Source organism: Intrasporangium sp., assembly GCF_036566125.1.
Lineage (GTDB): Bacteria > Actinomycetota > Actinomycetes > Actinomycetales > Dermatophilaceae > Intrasporangium.
Genome location: NZ_DATCWX010000164.1, coordinates 1 through 17,262, shown reverse-complemented (window position 1 = coordinate 17,262; position 17,262 = coordinate 1). Strand labels below are relative to the sequence as shown.

The 17,262-nt window shown below is 67.7% G+C and carries 15 protein-coding genes; 7 read left to right on the top strand and 8 right to left on the bottom strand.

The window, feature by feature from the left end; genetic code table 11:
• Positions 1-41 precede the first annotated feature (41 nt).
• The 4 genes from VIR15_RS09740 (at position 42) to VIR15_RS09725 (ending at position 5,014) form a co-directional block, all read left to right on the top strand.
• Complete coding sequence (locus VIR15_RS09740) at positions 42-755, top strand: succinate dehydrogenase cytochrome b subunit (RefSeq protein WP_331927279.1); 714 nt, start codon at positions 42-44, stop codon at positions 753-755.
• Positions 756-758: 3 nt separating this feature from the next.
• Entirely contained in the window at positions 759-2,729 is a 1,971-nt protein-coding gene (locus tag VIR15_RS09735; RefSeq protein ID WP_331927278.1) for a fumarate reductase/succinate dehydrogenase flavoprotein subunit, read from the top strand.
• Positions 2,730-2,734: 5 nt separating this feature from the next.
• On the top strand, positions 2,735-3,478 hold the full coding sequence (locus VIR15_RS09730) for a succinate dehydrogenase/fumarate reductase iron-sulfur subunit (protein ID WP_331927277.1): 744 nt from the start codon (positions 2,735-2,737) through the stop codon (positions 3,476-3,478).
• Between the two features lie 138 nt (positions 3,479-3,616).
• Entirely contained in the window at positions 3,617-5,014 is a 1,398-nt protein-coding gene (locus tag VIR15_RS09725; protein WP_331927276.1) for a D-alanyl-D-alanine carboxypeptidase family protein, read from the top strand.
• Between the two features lie 14 nt (positions 5,015-5,028).
• Here VIR15_RS09725 and VIR15_RS09720 read toward each other — a convergent pair whose 3' ends face one another.
• The 4 genes from VIR15_RS09720 to VIR15_RS09705 all read right to left on the bottom strand — a co-directional run bounded on the left by VIR15_RS09720 (position 5,029) and on the right by VIR15_RS09705 (position 9,603).
• The gene (locus VIR15_RS09720) at positions 5,029-6,069 is read right to left on the bottom strand and encodes a YihY/virulence factor BrkB family protein (RefSeq protein ID WP_331927275.1); all 1,041 of its coding nucleotides are present in this window, start codon (positions 6,067-6,069) and stop codon (positions 5,029-5,031) included.
• A gap of 7 nt (positions 6,070-6,076) precedes the next feature.
• Positions 6,077-6,613, bottom strand: coding sequence for a 2'-5' RNA ligase family protein (locus VIR15_RS09715; protein WP_331927274.1), 537 nt, complete (start codon positions 6,611-6,613; stop codon positions 6,077-6,079).
• 39 nt (positions 6,614-6,652) lie between these two features.
• The gene (locus tag VIR15_RS09710) at positions 6,653-8,452 is read right to left on the bottom strand and encodes an ABC transporter ATP-binding protein (RefSeq protein ID WP_331927273.1); all 1,800 of its coding nucleotides are present in this window, start codon (positions 8,450-8,452) and stop codon (positions 6,653-6,655) included.
• Positions 8,453-8,532: 80 nt separating this feature from the next.
• On the bottom strand, positions 8,533-9,603 hold the full coding sequence (locus VIR15_RS09705; RefSeq protein ID WP_331927272.1) for a glycosyltransferase family 4 protein: 1,071 nt from the start codon (positions 9,601-9,603) through the stop codon (positions 8,533-8,535).
• 173 nt (positions 9,604-9,776) lie between these two features.
• Here VIR15_RS09705 and VIR15_RS09700 point away from each other — a divergent pair, with 173 nt between their 5' ends.
• On the top strand, positions 9,777-10,817 hold the full coding sequence (locus VIR15_RS09700; protein WP_331927293.1) for a glycosyltransferase family 4 protein: 1,041 nt from the start codon (positions 9,777-9,779) through the stop codon (positions 10,815-10,817).
• A 63-nt stretch (positions 10,818-10,880) separates the two neighbouring features.
• A complete protein-coding gene (locus VIR15_RS09695) occupies positions 10,881-11,723 on the top strand; it encodes a polysaccharide pyruvyl transferase family protein (protein WP_331927271.1) in 843 nt (280 codons plus the stop codon).
• A 34-nt stretch (positions 11,724-11,757) separates the two neighbouring features.
• Here VIR15_RS09695 and VIR15_RS09690 read toward each other — a convergent pair whose 3' ends face one another.
• Together VIR15_RS09690 and trpS are read right to left on the bottom strand one after the other, a co-directional pair.
• Positions 11,758-12,837, bottom strand: coding sequence for a glycosyltransferase family 4 protein (locus VIR15_RS09690; RefSeq protein ID WP_331927270.1), 1,080 nt, complete (start codon positions 12,835-12,837; stop codon positions 11,758-11,760).
• Positions 12,834-13,868 carry a tryptophan--tRNA ligase gene (gene trpS, locus VIR15_RS09685; protein WP_331927269.1) on the bottom strand — a complete coding sequence of 345 codons (1,035 nt, stop codon included), beginning with the start codon at positions 13,866-13,868 and terminating at the stop codon, positions 12,834-12,836. Before trpS ends, VIR15_RS09690 begins: the two co-directional genes overlap by 4 nt.
• A gap of 110 nt (positions 13,869-13,978) precedes the next feature.
• Here trpS and VIR15_RS09680 point away from each other — a divergent pair, with 110 nt between their 5' ends.
• Positions 13,979-15,175, top strand: a complete 1,197-nt coding sequence (locus VIR15_RS09680; RefSeq protein WP_331927268.1) for a glycosyltransferase family 4 protein — start codon at positions 13,979-13,981, stop codon at positions 15,173-15,175.
• Positions 15,176-15,190: 15 nt separating this feature from the next.
• Here VIR15_RS09680 and VIR15_RS09675 read toward each other — a convergent pair whose 3' ends face one another.
• Both VIR15_RS09675 and VIR15_RS09670 read right to left on the bottom strand, forming a co-directional pair.
• On the bottom strand, positions 15,191-16,321 hold the full coding sequence (locus VIR15_RS09675; protein WP_331927267.1) for a glycosyltransferase: 1,131 nt from the start codon (positions 16,319-16,321) through the stop codon (positions 15,191-15,193).
• Positions 16,318-17,262 (bottom strand): glycosyltransferase family 4 protein (locus VIR15_RS09670; RefSeq protein ID WP_331927266.1); only part of this gene is annotated, 945 nt, incomplete at its 5' end. The genes VIR15_RS09675 and VIR15_RS09670, both read right to left, overlap by 4 nt.

The window sequence follows — 17,262 nt, the reverse complement described above, 5'->3', positions numbered from 1 at the left end:
GTCACACTGCCGGCGTGGGGGCGCGACGGTAGGGTGCGCAGGTGGCCACCAACACTCTCCCAAGGACGGGACCCGTAACGGCGCGCCGCACCACCGTGTTCATGAAGGTTGTCATGGCCGCGTCCGGTGCGCTCTTCGTCCTGTACGTCCTCCTGCACATGTACGGCAACCTGAAGATCTTCAGCGGCGTCAAGGCGTTCGACGACTATGCGCTGTCCCTGCGGACGATGTTCACCCCGATCCTGCCCTTCGGCGGGTTCCTCTGGATCTTCCGGGCGCTGCTCGTCCTCGCGGTACTCGGACACCTGTGGGCCGCGTTCCACCTCTGGAGCCGGGCCAATGGGGCGCGGGCCTCGCGCTACTACGCCAAGGAGGCCGCCAGGGCCGCGGCGAAGTCGAAGATGATGCGGTGGGGTGGCGTCGCGATCCTTCTCTTCGTCATCTGGCACCTGCTCCAGTTCACCTGGCTCAAGTTCAACGTCGGCCCCGACAGGGCTGGGGACAGCGTCGGCCTCCTCGTCATCAGCAGCTTCCAGGTCTGGTGGGTCACCCTCATCTACGTGCTCGCCATGATCGCCCTGGGGCTGCACCTCTGGCACGGCGTCTTCAGCGCCAGCCAGACCCTTGGTCTGTCCACGACGGCGAAGGCCCGCACCCGGGCCCGGGCCACGGCGACGATCATCGCGCTCGTGACAGCCGTCGGCTTCATCCTGCCGCCGCTCGCCATACTCTTCGGATTCGTCAAGGGGAACTGATCGATGACTGAACTGATCCACGGGCTCTACACCGAGGGCGAGCCGATCCAGGACACCAAGACTCCCCCCGGTCCCATCGATGACAAGTGGAGCACCCGCAAGTTCGAGGCCGGCCTCGTCAACCCCGCCAACCGCCGCAAGCTGTCGATCATCATCGTCGGCACCGGCCTCGCCGGCGGCGCGGCCGCGGCGACGCTCGGCGAGGCGGGCTACCACGTGAAGTCCTTCTGCTACCAGGACTCCCCCCGTCGCGCGCACTCGATCGCCGCACAGGGTGGCATCAACGCCGCGAAGAACTACAAGAACGACGGCGACTCGACCTACCGGCTCTTCTACGACACCGTCAAGGGCGGCGACTACCGGTCGCGCGAGTCGAACGTCTACCGCCTCGCTGAGGTGAGCGCGAACATCATCGACCAGTGCGTCGCGCAGGGTGTGCCGTTCGCTCGCGAGTACGGTGGCCTGCTCGACAACCGGTCCTTCGGTGGCGTGCAGGTGTCACGGACGTTCTACGCCCGTGGCCAGACCGGTCAGCAGCTGCTCCTCGGTGCTTACCAGGCGCTCGAGCGGCAGGTCGCGGCCGGCACCGTGGAGATGTTCAGCCGTCACGAGATGCTCGAGATCATCGTCGTCGACGGAAGGGCGCGCGGCATCATCGCCCGCGACCTCGTCACCGGAGAGATCGAGACGCACCTCGCGGACGCCGTCGTGCTGGCCACCGGCGGCTACGGCAACGTCTTCTTCCTGTCGACCAACGCCATGGGCTCGAACGTCACGGCGACGTGGCGGGCGCACCGCAAGGGCGCCTACTTCGGCAACCCCTGCTACACGCAGATCCACCCGACGTGCATCCCCGTCGCCGGCGAGTACCAGAGCAAGCTGACCCTGATGTCGGAGTCCCTCCGCAACGACGGCCGGATCTGGGTGCCCAAGCGGGTCGAGGACTGCGAGAAGGACCCGCGCCAGATCCCTGAGGAGGACCGCGACTACTACCTCGAGCGGATCTATCCATCCTTCGGCAACCTCGTGCCCCGCGACATCGCCTCGCGGGCCGCGAAGAACGTCTGTGACGAGGGCCGCGGCGTTGGCCCCAAGGTCGGCGACTTCCGGCGCGGCGTCTACCTCGACTTCACCGACGCCCTCAAGCGGATGAGCAAGGAGGCCGTCGCGGAGAAGTACGGCAACCTGCTCGACATGTACCAGCGGATCACGGGCGAGAACCCCTACGAGGTGCCGATGCGCATCTACCCCGCGGTGCACTACACGATGGGCGGCCTCTGGGTCGACTACGACCTCGAGTCGTCGATCCCGGGTCTCTTCGTGGCTGGTGAGGCCAACTTCAGCGACCACGGCGCGAACCGTCTCGGCGCGTCGGCCCTCATGCAAGGGCTTGGCGACGGCTACTTCGTGCTGCCTCACACGATCCGCGACTACCTCGCCAAGGGCCCGTTCTCGAAGATCGACGAGGACGACCCGGCGGTCATCGAGGCGCGGGCAGCGGTCGACGCACGGGTAGCAAGGCTGCTCGAGATCAACGGAGACCGCTCTGTCGACTCCTTCCACCGGGAGCTCGGCAACATCATGTGGGAGTACTGCGGCATGGAGCGCTCGGAGGAGGGTCTGCTCAAGGGCATCGACCTCATCCGCGGGCTCCGCGACGAGTTCTGGCGCAACGTGCGCGTCCTCGGCGCCGCCGACACCCTCAACCAGAGCCTCGAGAAGGCCGGCCGCGTCGCCGACTTCCTCGAGCTCGGCGAGCTCATGTGCATCGACGCCCTCCACCGCCGCGAGTCCTGCGGTGGCCACTTCCGGGCCGAGAGCCAGACCGCGGACGGCGAGGCCCTGCGCCACGACGAGCAGTACGCCTACGTCGCGGCATGGGAGTGGGGCGGCGACAACGGCGGCGCCCCGATCCTGCACAAGGAAGACCTGGTCTACGAGTTCGTCGAGATGAAGCAGCGGAGCTACAAGTGAGCGGCATGAACCTGACCCTGAAGATCTGGCGGCAGCCCGGCCCCAAGGCCAGGGGCGAGATGGTGACCTACCCGGTCACGGACATCTCGCCCGACATGTCGTTCCTCGAGATGCTCGACGTGCTCAACGAGCAGCTCATTACCCGCGGCGAGGAGCCGATCGCCTTCGACTCCGACTGTCGCGAGGGCATCTGCGGCATGTGCGGCCTGATGATCTCCGGCAAGGCGCACGGCCCCGAGGTGACGACGACGTGCCAGCTGCACATGCGCTCGTTCCGCGACGGCGACGAGATCACCATCGAGCCATGGCGTGCGGACGCCTTCCCGGTCATCAAGGACCTCGTCGTCGACCGCGACGCCTTCGACCGGATCATCCAGGCGGGCGGCTTCATCAGCGCCAACACCGGGGCGGCCCCCGAGGCCCACTCCGTGCCGGTGCCGAAGACGAACGCGGACCGCTCCTTCATGGCGGCGGCCTGCATCGGCTGTGGCGCCTGCGTCGCCGCGTGCCCCAACGCCTCCGGCATGCTCTTCCTCGGCGCGAAGATCACCCACCTCGGCGAGCTGCCCCAGGGCCAGCCGGAGCGGGACGCCCGCGTCGTCGCGATGGTGAACCAGCACGACCACGAGGGCTTCGGCGGCTGCACGAACATCGGCGAGTGCTCGCGGGCGTGCCCGAAGGAGATCCCGCAGGACGTCATCAACCAGCTCAACCAGGACCTGCTTCGCGCGCTCGCGCGCGGCCGGTGACGCGCTGACCGCCGTTGACGAGGCCCGTCCCCTTGCGAGGGGGCGGGCCTTGCCCATTGGCCGTATGCCGCTGAGCTCGGTGACGCGCGTGAGTGATCTCCTGCAGGGGGTTGGGTCAGCCGGGTTACCCTGTCGGCGATGATGCGACCCACTGCAGTGCCGCAGGGTGGTTCCCGGGCTTCCGCCCGGGCCGGGCTGGGTGCCGCGTGTGCCGCCATCCTCGCGTTCGTCACGGTCGGGGTTTCCGGCGCGGTGGCCCTTGCTCCGGACTCCCGCGACGCCACTCCGAACTGCAAGGAGTGGCAGACCGTCACGCAGGTGCCGGTGCCGGGCTCGCGCCGATCGGCGAGCAGATCGGCCAGTGGCTCGGGCACGACGACGCCGACGCCCACGACGACGCCTGTGTGCCGGAACGCGCCACCCACGCCCTTCCCACAGCCGGCGTGGGCGCCGGAGACCGTGGTCGGCGGCGCGCGGCTCGGCGCGACCGGGGTTGTGGTCGACCTCAAGCCCGGAACGGCCGCCCCACCCACCGTGCCGGACGTCTCCTACGTCGTGGCCGACCTTGACACCGGCGAGGTGCTCGCCTCGAAGTCCCCGCATGCTTGGCTCCGCCCGGCGAGCACCCTCAAGACCCTGACCGCGCTCACCCTGATCCCTCGGCTCGACCCGCGCCAGGTTCTCGTCGCGAAGCCGGAGCACGAAGCCGCGGCCGGGACGCGCGTCGGCATCCTCGCCGGCAACGGCTATCCGGTCGGCCGGCTCTTCGACGCGTTGTTGATGTCGTCCGCCAACGACGCCGCGTACCTGCTCGCTGATGCCGCCGGTGGCCCGGAGCAGACCGCTGCCCTCATGAACGAGACGGCGGTGGCACTTGGTGCGCACGACACCGTCGCCGTCGACCCGAGCGGTCTTGACGAGCAGGGCCAGCACTCCAGCGCCTACGACCTGGCCCTCATCGGCCGTGCCGCGATGAAGCTGCCGGACTTCCGGGTCTACGTCTCGAGACGCCATGCGGTCTTCCCGGGCGGGAAGGCGAAGGTCGGCGGCACGGTGTACCAGCCCTACCAGATCCAGAACATCAACGACCTGCTGGCGAACTACCGGGGAGCCATCGGGATCAAGCCGGGGCGGACCAACCGGGCGCAGCACACCTTCATCGGGGCGGCCACACGCGATGGCAGGACGCTGATCGTCACCCAGATGGGCAGCACGACTGGCGACTGGGAGGACACCGCGGCCCTGCTGGACTGGGGCTTTGCGAACGCCGCAGCGGTCGTGCCGGTGGGGCGCCTCGTCGAGCCTGGAGAGGCCGCCCCGCCGCGCGAAGCTCCGCCAGCGACGGCGAGTCTGACGGGGACACCTGCCCCGTCCTCCCCGGCGCTGCCGACCCGGGCGGGTCTCGCGGCCCCGTCGGACGCTGATGAGAGCGCCCAGACTGCCGCCTCAGTGGTCACCTGGGGCATTGCGGCGCTGGGCGTGGCTGTCCTCGGGCTGGCGGCGGCGCTGGTCGTGCGGCGACGGTCACGCACCTGACACGAGCCGGAGCCTCACCGGCGTCTGCCCCGCAGCGCCCCGATGGTCAGTGCCCCCAGCGCACCCAGTACGGCTCCAGCGGCCAAGGAGACCCGATCACCCGCACGACTCGGCGGTGCCTCGGTGACGACGTGAGCGGCATACGGCATGACGGTGACCGGGGACGTCACAGGTGACGGCTCCTCCACACCAGCGAGACGGGCCACGTCGAGGTCGTTGGCCGCCAGCGCCGAGGAGAAGAGCACCACGCGCGCCATGAGGTTGAGCCACACGAGAAGGCCGGCCGCGACCGCGACGGTTCCCAGCAGCGGGTTCGACGTGGCGCGCTCGACGAGGAGTCCGCCGAAGTACTTCATCGTGGTGAGCAGGACGGCGCCCACGATGGCGCCGGTGCGGACGTTCGCCCCCGGGAGCGGAGCCCCGGAGAGGACCCGAATGAGGATCACCATGAGCAGGGCGTCGAACAGCACACCGAGGAGCAGCCCGGTTGCCGTGAACAGGACCGGGTTGCCCGGCAGCACCTCTATCCAGCCCGCGATGCGTTCCGCCCAGCCACCGACGGCGCTGGTGACGATCGCGGAGAGGGCAATGCCCAGTCCCAAGGTGAGCAGCACTCCGAGGTCGCGCACCTTTGCCAGCACCGCGTTGCCCGGCGCGGCGTCAAGGCCGAAGACCCCTCGGATGCCCCTGCGCAGGGCGCCGACCCAGCCCAGGCCGGCCCAGAGCAGGGTGACGAACGAGACGATGCCCGTGATCGTCAACGTGGAGGTCTGTGGGGCGGAGATCCCGATGAGCCCATCCGGGTTGTCCGCGGTCTTCACCACGCCGGGGAATGTTTCGTTGAGCGATTCAGCGATGGTCGCGAGGATGTCGGGTCGGCCCTGGAGGAAGAAGGCGAATGCCGTGAACGCCAGCGCAAGTGCCGGGAAGATCGAGAAGAAGGCGAAATAGCAGACCCCTGCAGCGAGGAGCCTGCCGTTGGCGTCCCGGTAGCGCTTCCAGGCTCGGTACGGGGGTGTGGCAGTGGCACGGTCGACGAGGTCCTTGAACGCCATGACCGAGTCACTCTCCTTGCGCGGCCGCCCCGAGTTTGAAGTCGTGCTTGGGCCGCCACACACTGTCAGCACCCAGTTCGTAGAGATGGAACGCGTCGACGGTGAAGGCGATGTGGAAGTCGGCGAGCTCCTCGAAGGCCCGATCGAGGGCGTCAGCCGGAACGTTGTGGGCGACCGTCACGTGCGGGTGATAGTAGAAGTCGAGCTCCCGCTGCAGCGGCCCGGATCGCAGAGCCGTCTCGAGCCGCTCGCAGGCGGAGACGCCTTGGGCAACCTGGATGTAGACGACGTCTGAGATGGGGCGGAACGTGCCCGTTCCGCGGAGGACGACCTCGAAGCTGTCGCGCTCACTGGCGACGTGCTTGCAGTGGGCGATGAAGTCCTCGCACACACCGTCCTCGACCGGGGTCGGCGGCAGCAGCGTGATGTGGGCCGGGATGCCCCATGCTGACGGATCACCGAAGGCCGCGCGTCGCTCCTGGAGGTACTCGCCGTGCGGTGACGGGATCGGGATGGAGACACCGATCGTCGTTGGTTCGGTCACACCACGAACCGTACCCAACGCCGCGGTGGGCGACGTGCACTAGGTGAGGGAACCAAGGCGCACCAGTCGGTCAAAAGCCTCGTTCGAACGGCGCACCTCGTCGAAAGTGCCCATGGAGACAACCCGTCCGTCTTCCAGGAACGCGATCGCATCCGCGTGACGCACTGTGGACAGCCGGTGCGCAACGATGACGACGGTGACTTCGCCACGCAGTGCGGTGATCGCGGCACTGATCCGATGCTCTGTCTCATTGTCCAGGGCAGAGGTTGCCTCGTCGAGGACGAGCAGCTTTGGCTGCCGGTACAGCGCGCGTGCTATCCCGACTCGCTGGCGTTGGCCGCCGGACAGCCGCGAACCCCGCTCGCCGATATAGGTGTCGATGCCGTCCGGGAGCGCAGCGACGAGATCACCGAGCTGCGCATGTGCGACTGCGTCTGCCAGCCGACCTGCGTCAATCTGCTCCGGCGGTTGGTCAAAAGCGATGTTCTCCGCGAGGCTGCCGTCGAGGAGGAACACGTCCTGTGGAACGTAGCCGATGTTGGCCTGCCAAGCGCGCACGTCCTGCGCTACGTCATGCCCGTCGACCGTGATCCTTCCGCTGTCGGGGCTGTGCAGCCCGAGCAACACGTCGACCAGGGTCGTCTTGCCGGCGCCGCTCCCGCCGACGAGCGCGAGCGACCGTCCATAGGGGACCCGCAGGCACACTCCCTCCAAGGCTGGCCGGTCTGCTCCGGGATAGCGGAAGCTCACATCCTCGACGCTGACGTCGCGATCGAACGCGAGCCGGGCTCCGGTGGCATGAATTGGCTGACTCGTGGCCCCCATCCGCTGGAGTTCCTTGCGCACGAGCCCGAGATAGGGCAGCCCGAAACGAATGCTGTTGACGGCACCCAACAGTGCAGTCACGGCTGGAAGCGTGCGGAAGCCGGCCGCGACGAACATGGCCAACAGACCGATGATGGCGCCAGCGCCCGCTTGCCCCGGACCGGAGGCGCCTCCGATGACGAGGATGACGCCGACGGCGATGATGAAGAGGATCTCCAAGAGGTATCGAGGCGCCGCACCAATGAACTCGGCAATCTGCGCCGGACGAACTCCGCGACGCGAGGCAGTCTCGAAGCGCTCCACGAAGACGGCCTCGCTTCCTCGCACTCGGGTCTCCTTGAGCCCACCCAGCGCCGCCAGCGCGGAACGCCACGCAGCCTCCGACGCTGCCGCCGATGCATGACCCGCTCGCACGGCCTTCGGCTTCATGAAGCGCAGGTAGGCCGCCGACGCCAAGCCGAGGTAGGTGACCAGGACGACAGTGGGCAACGGCGCCGTATAAAGCAGCGCCGCGAGAATGGCGAGCATCGAGAGCGAGCTGGTGACGACCAGCATCAGCCCGTAGACGACGCTCCCATAGACCTGCGTGACAGCGTCGACCATGGTGCGAATCAACTCTGACGTGCTGCGCCGAGAGATCTCGGTGAACGGCGAGGTGAGGAAGTGGCCCAAGATGGCGCTCGACGTCTTCACCCTGTTGAGTCCCTTGAAGCGCGCCATCCACCAGGTGAAGCCGAGAGCACCAAGATCCTTGGCGACGAAGAGGCCCACCACGATGAGTGTGACGTAGAGCGTGAGACGCTCGGTTGACGGATGACCAAGCACCTCCGAGAAGGTGGCCATGATGCCCTCGGTCGGCGCGCTGCCCGAGGCGAGCTCAACCAAGGGCAGCATGAGCACGATCGCCGCGGTATCGAGCAGGGCAAACAAGAGAGAAACCAACGTCGCCAGTCCCAGTCGGACCTTGGTCGGCCGGTCGAGAACGTCCCCCAGCTGGGCCATGAGTTGTCGCATCGAGCGACATGGTACGTGTTGGCGGCGGACCCGGCCGCCACTCGGAGCACATCCGAACCCCGGCGCGGCCAGCGCGACGCTCAGGCGGGTTGCACCGCCCAATCCAGCAGCGGCTTGCTCACCGCGACCCAAGAGAGCTCTTCCAACACCTTTGCTCGAGCATGCCGAGCCACACGTTCGTAGTGGGTCGGTCGCCGCAGCACCTCGGCGAGGGCAGCCGCCCACCTGCCGGGGTCGTCGGAGACGCAGACAGGCAGGCAGCTCAGAAGCGGCGCGCCGTCGACAGTCGCAATGACCGGCGCCCCGGAGGCCAATGCCTCCGCGTATTTCAGCGGCGCTCCGACTCCGTTGTGCACCGGCACGGCCACTGCTGTGGCATCGGACAGGAAGTCACTGACCGACCCCACCCGCCCCACAGCTTGCACGCCACGTGGCAATGGTTGCGCGACCCCCGACCCGGCGATGTGGCAGCTCCATCCCGATGCCTGCTCCAGGCGCGGCCAGACATCGTCGAGAAACCATCGGAGGCCGGCGGCGTTCGGTGCCCAACCCCACGTGCCGAAGAGTTTCAGGACGGGGCCACGAGCAGGCATCCGAGGCGCCCTCCACTCGTCCGGATCTATGCCGTGCGGGAGCACGATGGGCGGGGCAGAAGCGCCGAGCAGCGAGGCCTCCTTCTCTGAGCAGACGGCGACGCGGACCCCTCGTGACTCGATCTCCGCCTCGACCTCCCTCCAGCGGCCCGCCTCGTCGAGGCGCCCCTGGCTGTGGTGCCATGAGCTGAGCACGTTGTGCATGTCGACGAGCACCCTGCTCGAATCCATGCGCCGCAGGAGTGCCTGCCACGTGCCCCACGACTCAGTGTGTGCGATCACTACTCCGTCCCACGGCTGCGCCGCGAGACGACGCATGAGCAGCCCATGCCGAGTCGAGGGCAGTCCCCGCCAAGCTCGTGGGTGGGTGCGGTGGACGTGAGCGAGAGCGCGCACCGAGGTGTCCGACTGGTGGCCTGCGTTTGTCACAACCGTTACGTCGACACCGCCAGCAACGAGGGCGCCAATCTGAAAGTACTGGCGACGCTGACCACCTTGCCCGTTTCGATCCGGAGTCTCGTTGCTCAGCCAGAGGATTCGGGCAACTGTTGACGTCACGTGCTCACCGTATCGACAGCGCCCATCGAGCCGGTCAGTCCGCTGTGGCAACGTCTACGATCGGGCGCGTGCCGAACACTGCCCAACCGCGCCGCATCGCGCTGGTCACCTCATCCTTCGCGCCGCATGTCGGCGGCGTCGAGGAGCACGTGCGGCATGTTGGACGTGAGCTGATGACCCGCGGCCACAGCCTGGAGGTCTGGACTGTCGACCGTGGTGAACACCTTGGTCAACGACTCGTCGACGGCCTGACCGTTCACTACCTTCCGACTCCTCTTCCGGCGAGATCGACACGGGCCCTGTTGTCGTACGCCGCTCAGGCGCCTTCCGCATGGATGCAGTGGGTCCGTGTACAGAGAGCCTTCCGACCGGAGATTCTCCACGTCCAGTGTTTTGGGCCGAACGGCCTCTATGCACTCGCCCTGCACCGCATTTTTCGTACCCCGCTCGTCGTGAGCTCCCATGGTGAGACGATCGCCGACGACCACGCGATCTTCGACGAGTCGGCGCTACTCCGGTCCGGGCTGCGCAGCGCCCTGACCCGGGCGACTGCGACGACGGGCTGTTCACAGTTTGTGCTGGACCATCTGGCAGACAACTACGGACTCCGCGGCGGTGTCGTCGTCCCCAACGGGGTGGACCTCGACATGTCGCCCGGCACTCCCGAAACGCCAGCGCCTTACGTCTTCGCGGTTGGTCGGCTTGGCAAGCAGAAGGGGTTCGACCTGCTGCTGTCCGCCTACGCCACCTCCTCACTGCCGAAACAAGGCGTCCGCCTCATCATCGGCGGGGACGGCCCCGAGCGCATGGCGCTGGAGGACCAGCGACGCCGACTGGGTCTCGACCCGATGGTCGTTCTGCCCGGGCGCCTATCGGCGGACGAGGTCGCCGCCGGCATGGCGGGGGCCGTGGCCGTCGCCGTGCCGAGCAGGGTTGAAGCCTTCGGCATCGTGGCCCTTGAAGCGTGGCGGAGCGGCTCCCCCCTGATCATGTCGAGCCGCGGGGGCGGGCCTGACCTCGTCCGCGATGGCATTGACGGAATCCTGGTCGACCCCATGGACACCGTCTCCCTGGCCGGCACGCTAGACAGGATGCAGGCGGACGGCGCTCTGGGGGCCCGACTCGCAAGAGCCGGCCGCTCGCGCGTCAGCCAATTTACTTGGGAGGCAACAGCAGCCGCATACAACGACATGTACTCAACGATGGGACGTTGACCTGTGATCACGTACGACCACCGGCTTCGTCGCAGAGCGCGGGTCCTGCGGAGAGTCGCCACAATGCTGACCCAAGCGACGCTGCGAACTGAGGGCATCGTGGTTCCCACCTACTGGTGGGACGGACACCCGAATTTCGGGGATGACCTCACCCCTTGGCTGTTGCCCCGCCTCGGCGTGGCTCCGATCCACCGCGAGCCCCAGCACGCGCGGCTCATCGGCGTCGGCAGCATCCTCGAGTTCCTGCCCCCTGACTGGGCGGGGGCGGTCTGGGGCAGCGGCCTCATGTCAGATCAGCGGTACAGCTTGCCGCGTGCCCACGTCCTTGCCGTTCGGGGGCACTTGACGGCGGACCGCATCGGCGCGCCAGAGACCTGCGCACTCGGCGATCCGGGCATCCTCGTGGCTCGCCACCTACCCGTGCCCCGAAAACGTTGGGAGGTCGCCCTCGTGCCACACGGCCACCACCGACAGCACCGCGATTTCCTCGGTCTGGCCGGGACTCGTGATCTCTCCGTTCGAATCGTCAACGTGCACCAGAGCGCGCCCCGAGCCGCCCAGGAGATCGGCTCCGCGCGTGTAGTGATGACGACATCACTCCATGGCCTCATCACGGCAGACTCCTTCGGGATTCCAGCCGTGTGGACGACACTGGAACCCGCCCTTGGGGGCGGCGACTTCAAGTTCCGTGACTACGAATCGGTCATCACGCCGGGACGAAGTCGTTTCGTTCCGTTCGAAGCGGGGATGCCACTCCAGGAGTTCATATCCGCCGCGTGGGCCGCGCAACCAGACGCTGTGACAGCGAGTGGCGACGCCCTGTTGAGTGCCCTCGAACGGCTCACTGAGGTTGTGGAGGTCGGATCGTTCCCGCGTGGGGTCATCGATGTCCTCCGGCACGCCTGACGGCAGAAGATGAACGACAGCAGGTTTCGCAACCCTAGGTCTGTCCGGCCAAGCCGACGGAGGCCCATACGCGGGCGTGCTTGCTGACACAGCGCTCCCATGTGAAGTGGGCAGCCCGGGCGCGCCCCTCGTCGACCAGGCTCACGACGTCGGAGTCCCCTGAGGTCGCGTCGATGATTCCCGCTGCGATACCAGCGCTGGTGGGATCGACGAGCAGGCCTGCGTTGCCGACGACCTCGGGCAACGAACTCGTGCGCGCCGCGACGACGGGCACGCCAGCCGCCATTGCCTCGAGGGCAGGGAGCCCGAAACCCTCATACAGCGAGGGGACGATCACGGCGCTGGCGGCCGCGACCAGGCCCGGGACGGCTTGGTCCGGCAGCCGGCCCACCAGGTGCGTGCCCGGCAGTGAGGCGAACAGCTCCGAGCGGCGTGGATGTGGAGGACCCGCGAGCACGAGATCGAGGTCTGGTCGGGCGGCACGCACGAGCGGCCAGGCCGCCGCGAGCGCTTCGAGATTCTTGCGTCGTGCGGCACCACCCGCGTGCAACACGTAGGGCCGCTCGATTCCCCACTGGTTCAACGTGGTCGAGTCATGCGGGGTCGCATCGAAGAACGCGGCATCGACACCGTTGTGCACGACGTGCGGGTCGCGAATGCCGAGCAGGTCATGTGCTTCGCTGGCGCTGAACTCCGACACGCAGATGACCGCGGCAGCACGTCGTGCCTCCTCGGCGGCGGCGGAGACGGGTGGCGACTCGTCCTGGAATCGCCATGCGACGACGTCGTGGATCGTGATGACGTCCCCGCGCGGCGCCGGCGGAAGCTCCAAGTTCATCCGATGCGACACCGAGTGTCGGCCGTAGAACAGTCTGCCCAGTTCACGTCGCACCACGGCAGGAGCCATCGCGACCTTCGCCACTGGAAGTCGGCGGTTGCCGGGTAGCGAGGCGCGAAGAGAGCGGGTGACAAGCCGGCGTACCTCCCAATCGCCGGCCCCCACGTCGAGTAGTGCGGCCCTTGCGCGACTCGCGACCTGCTCCTGGTACACCTGCGCGCCCATCGGCGCGTCGGTGGCGATGGTTGCGATGTTGAGGCGCCGACCCGCAGTCACGCTCGGGAAGCGCTCGGCAGGAGTCCCACCTTGTCGTAGACGCGGCGCGCCGTGGCCTCGGCCACCGCGGCCGCTCGTTCCGCCCCGTCAGCCAGGATCTTGTCCAGCTGAGCCCGGTCCCGCATGAGCTCGAGGACACGCTCCCGGAACGGGCCGATTGCCCCAACGACGACCTCGGCAACATCCTTCTTGAGGTCGCCGTACCCCTTGCCTGCGTAGGTCGCCTCGAGGGCGCCGATCGGGGTGCCTGACAGGGCCGAGTGGATGGAGAGAAGGTTGGACACACCGGGCTTGGCCTCGGGGTCGTACCGGATCTCCCGCTCGGCATCGGTGACGGCCGACTTGATCTTCTTGACGATGCGCGCTGGTTCCTCGAGCAGCCCGATGAGTCCCGCATCCGCGCCCGCGGACTTGCTCATCTTGGCCGTGGGTTCCTGGAGATCCTGGATCTTTGCGATCTCCCGGATGATGTGCGGCTCCGGCACGATGAGCGTGTCGCCGAATCGCTGGTTGAACCGGCCAGCCAGGTCCCGAGTGATCTCGAGGTGCTGGCGTTGGTCCTCACCCACCGGCACGACGTCGGCGTCATAGATGAGGATGTCGGCCGCCATGAGGATGGGATACGTGAAGAGCCCGACGTTCGCCGGGGCGCCCTTGGCCGTCTTGTCCTTGAACTGGGTCATCCGGCTCGCCTCACCGAACCCCGTAATCGTCGAGAGAACCCAGGCCAGCTCGGTGTGCGACGCGATGTGGCTCTGGACGAACAGCACGGACCGCTCTGGATCGACTCCGCCGGCGATGAACTGCGCCGCAGTGACCCGTGTCCGCTCGCGCAGGACGTGGGGATCCGGCGCGACCGTGAGCGCGTGCAGGTCCGCGACGAAGTAGAAGGCGTCATGCGTTTCCTGAAGCTTGACCCACTCGACGAGCGCACCGATGTAGTTGCCGAGGTGGAGCGAGTCGCTTGTCGGCTGCATTCCAGAGAGGCTGCGCGGTTGGCGGGTCGAAGGCATGGCTGCATTCTGGCGCATGCACGGGGCCTGGCCGAATCGGCATCAGCGTTCGGGATGCACCTGACGATGTCGGGCTCTGCCGATGGACCAGTCCTCGATTCACTAGGGTTGCGCCCGAGGGAGGGCTGATGGAGGAACGACCATGGCGGCCTGGCCGACTCCATGTCGCCGTCGTTGACCACACCAGTCAACTCGGCGGCGCTGAGCTGGCTTTGGTGCGGTTGCTCGATGCGATCGGCGACACCGTCCGGGTGAGCATCGTGCTCTTCGAGGACGGACCCTTGGCGGAGCGGCTGCGGAACAGCGGCCGAGACGTGCGAATCCTGGCTTTGCCCGCATCCGTGAACGCGATACGGCGTGACGAACTGGATCTGCGCACGGCGCTCATGTCGGTAGGTCGGATCGCGCGGCACGGGTGGCAGCTAGCGCGGTTGATCAGGTCCCTCGACGTGGACGTCGTTCACGCGACGTCGCTCAAAGCGAACCTGCTCACCGCTGCGCTGAGGCCGCTGATCGGCCGCCCCCTCGTATGGCACGTGCACGACCGCATTGCACCGGACTACCTGCCAGCACGTACCGTCGATCTGGTTCGACGGCTGGCTCGGGTTCCGCGTGTGGTGATCGCCAACTCGTTGGCGACCGCAGCCACTCTGAGTTCACGACGCGACGTGATCGTCGCTCCCCCCGGCCTGTCCGCCGAGCAGATCCGGGCCACTCCGCGGCCGCGACCGTCGGGGCCGCCAACCATCGGCGTAGTGGGGCGGATCAGTGAGACCAAGGATCAGCTCACCTTCGTGCGTGCGGCCGCTCGCGTGCGACAGCGCAACGGTGAAACCACGTTCGTCATGGTCGGAGCGCCCGCCTTCGGAGCCGACGACTATGCGGGCAGGGTCGCCTCGGAGGTCAGCCGCCTAGGGCTCGACGAGGTCATGCACTTCACCGGTTTCGTCGACAACCCGACTCGGCTCGTCGACGAACTCACCTTGGTCGTCCACACAGCGGCTGTCCCCGAACCGTTCGGCCAAGTCGTCACCGAGGCCATGGCCCGGGGCGTCCCAGTCATCGCCACATCCGGAGGCGGGGTCAACGAGATCTTCGAGCCTGACTCGAACGCCGTCGGATGGCTGGTGCCCCCGGCATCTCCGGACACGCTCGCGAGCGCGATCACTGAGGCGCTCGCGGATCCCATCGAGGCTGAACGGCGAGGCACGACAGCTTGGGAGATGGTCAGCGCCCGGTATCCGGTCACACGAACAGCGCAGTTGGTCCTGCAGGCGTGGGAGTCCGCCGCGTCGAGCCAGCGCCGAGCGCGGAGACACAGCTGACTTCGCGTTGATGCGCTACGGCGCGCTCACACGGTCAAGTACCTCCGCGAACTGCTCGACCCGATCGTGCCAAGACGGCACCCCCGAGACAGGTGCCTGGAGGCGGGGCGCCCGGTCGGGAACGCGCTCCGCGACCGCTGAAGCGAAGGCTGACGCCTCGACCACGGTAATCATGGGGTCTCCCGCGTCGCGGAAGCCTGCAACTGGAGTGCTGACCACTGGCCTGCCCGTGGCCAGGTACTCATAGCGCTTGATCGGATCCAGGCTGTCCGTGAAGGGCGTCACCACGTGTGGCACGACGAGGACCTCCGCGTGCTGCAGGTAGGCGGGCACCTGCGCTGCCGGCCGCGGGCCGAGCAGCACGACCCCTGCACGCTCGACTAGGGCGCGGTCCGCGGACGACAACGCCAGCGGTCCAACGACAACGAGTCGACCACGGCCTCGAAGCGCGCGAGCGGTGTCGACGCAGAGGGAGATGTCAATCCGGTCGCGATGGACAGTGCCCACGTACAAGGCATACGGGTCTGCAGGCAGGTCCCGTGGCCGCGGTTGAGGTCGCTGGTAGGCCGCGACGTCGACGGCGTTGGGGACGAGGACCACGTCTCGTCGTTCGCTCTTGGTCCGCGCCAGGGTCGGCGAGCAGACCACGACCTCACGGGCCCTTTCCATCAGCAGCTCCTCAGCGCGGGCCCGACGTTCCGTTTCGGCGGCGGGCCGATCAGCGAGTAGCCAGTCGTCCGTGATGTCGTACAGCGTGGGCCAGTCGATGACCTCGAGAACGGCAGCACCATCGGGGTCGTTCACCCACAGGGTGGGGAACTCGAAACCCAGCCGCCGTGTGGCGGCCACCACTCGGCCGGCCAGCCCCTCGTCGACCCGGGGAGCCAGGCGCCGCGGAAGCCACTTGGCACCCTCCAGCAGCCACAGACGCCTCGTCGGACCCGAAGGCAGGGCAGGCCCAGGACGAAGCCCGCGCGGCCACCGTGGTCGTCGCCGCTGACTCAGGTCGTGGAGCGGATCCACGGCCGGCTCGACGAAGAGGACCCGCAGGGTTGTATCTCGGTCAAGCAACCCGGCTATGAGGTGCTGGTTCCGCCGCCACACGTCGTCCCATCGCTCGAGCGACATGACGATGAGGTCCGTCACAGCACACTCCGATACACGGCCTCGGTCGCGCACGCCTGCGCCTCGAGTGAGAACTGGGCTCGCTGCGCCGCCCGCAGCCGAGCACCGAGCTGCCCGCGCTGGGCCTCGTTCGCCGCGAGCATGCGCAGGATCTCAGCGCCGGCCGAAAGATCACCCACTGGGTAGCAGAGCTCCGGCGCGATCGCCCCGATCGTCTCCAGGTGTCCTCCACCATTGGCGGCGACCACGGGCAACTCATGGCTCATGGCCTCGAGGACGGTCAGCCCGAGCGCCTCGTCCGGACGGGGGGCCAGGAGAATGGCTGCATTCGCCATGAGTATGCCGATGTCACGGCGCTGTCCCAGGAATCGCACGCTGGAATCCAGTCCGCACTGCGCAACCACGTCCCGCAGGCGCCCCAGATCAGCGCCCGACCCCGCTATGTCCAGATGCCAGCCGCTCGCGGCCAAGCCGGACGCCGCAAAGCACTGAATGGCGTCTCCCGTTCGCTTCTCCGGTTGCAGCCGCTGCGCCACGAGCACGGTCCGGGAACGGCTCGCGACAGGATTGCTCATCTCAGTGGATCCAACCCCAGAGAGGACAACGGTCGCCGGTGGTTCGACATGCTCGGCAACATAACGGCTGACCGCGATCTGGGCGGCGATGCGTCGCGCCGCCCACCTGGACACGACCCCAGCAGCCCACGATGACTGCCCACGGTGCGCTGCGAAGTGGCGCGTGGCCACGACGGGTACGTGTCGGCTTTGCCATGCCGTGGCTGCCGCGATCTCGGCCGCAGTCATATGGACATTGAAGATGTCGGCGTCGCCCAGGCGGTTGAGTACCGATCGCATGCCTGTGATGGTCGGAGCCGGGATGTGCCGGATATGAGAGCGGTCCATGACGGCGGTCATGGTGGCGGCGTGGCCCCCAGCGACGACGACCTCGTGGCCGCGATCGGC

Excerpts from the sequence above, each read along its gene's own strand:
- VIR15_RS09735 (WP_331927278.1), top strand. The coding sequence starts at position 759 with ATGACTGAACTGATCCACGGGCTCTACACCGAGGGCGAGCCGATCCAG.
- VIR15_RS09730 (WP_331927277.1), top strand. The coding sequence starts at position 2,735 with ATGAACCTGACCCTGAAGATCTGGCGGCAGCCCGGCCCCAAGGCCAGG.
- VIR15_RS09725 (WP_331927276.1), top strand. The coding sequence starts at position 3,617 with ATGATGCGACCCACTGCAGTGCCGCAGGGTGGTTCCCGGGCTTCCGCC.
- VIR15_RS09720 (WP_331927275.1), bottom strand. The coding sequence starts at position 6,069 with ATGGCGTTCAAGGACCTCGTCGACCGTGCCACTGCCACACCCCCGTAC.
- VIR15_RS09710 (WP_331927273.1), bottom strand. The coding sequence starts at position 8,452 with ATGCGACAACTCATGGCCCAGCTGGGGGACGTTCTCGACCGGCCGACC.
- VIR15_RS09700 (WP_331927293.1), top strand. The coding sequence starts at position 9,777 with ATGACCCGCGGCCACAGCCTGGAGGTCTGGACTGTCGACCGTGGTGAA.
- VIR15_RS09695 (WP_331927271.1), top strand. The coding sequence starts at position 10,881 with ATGCTGACCCAAGCGACGCTGCGAACTGAGGGCATCGTGGTTCCCACC.
- trpS (WP_331927269.1), bottom strand. The coding sequence starts at position 13,868 with ATGCGCCAGAATGCAGCCATGCCTTCGACCCGCCAACCGCGCAGCCTC.
- VIR15_RS09680 (WP_331927268.1), top strand. The coding sequence starts at position 13,979 with ATGGAGGAACGACCATGGCGGCCTGGCCGACTCCATGTCGCCGTCGTT.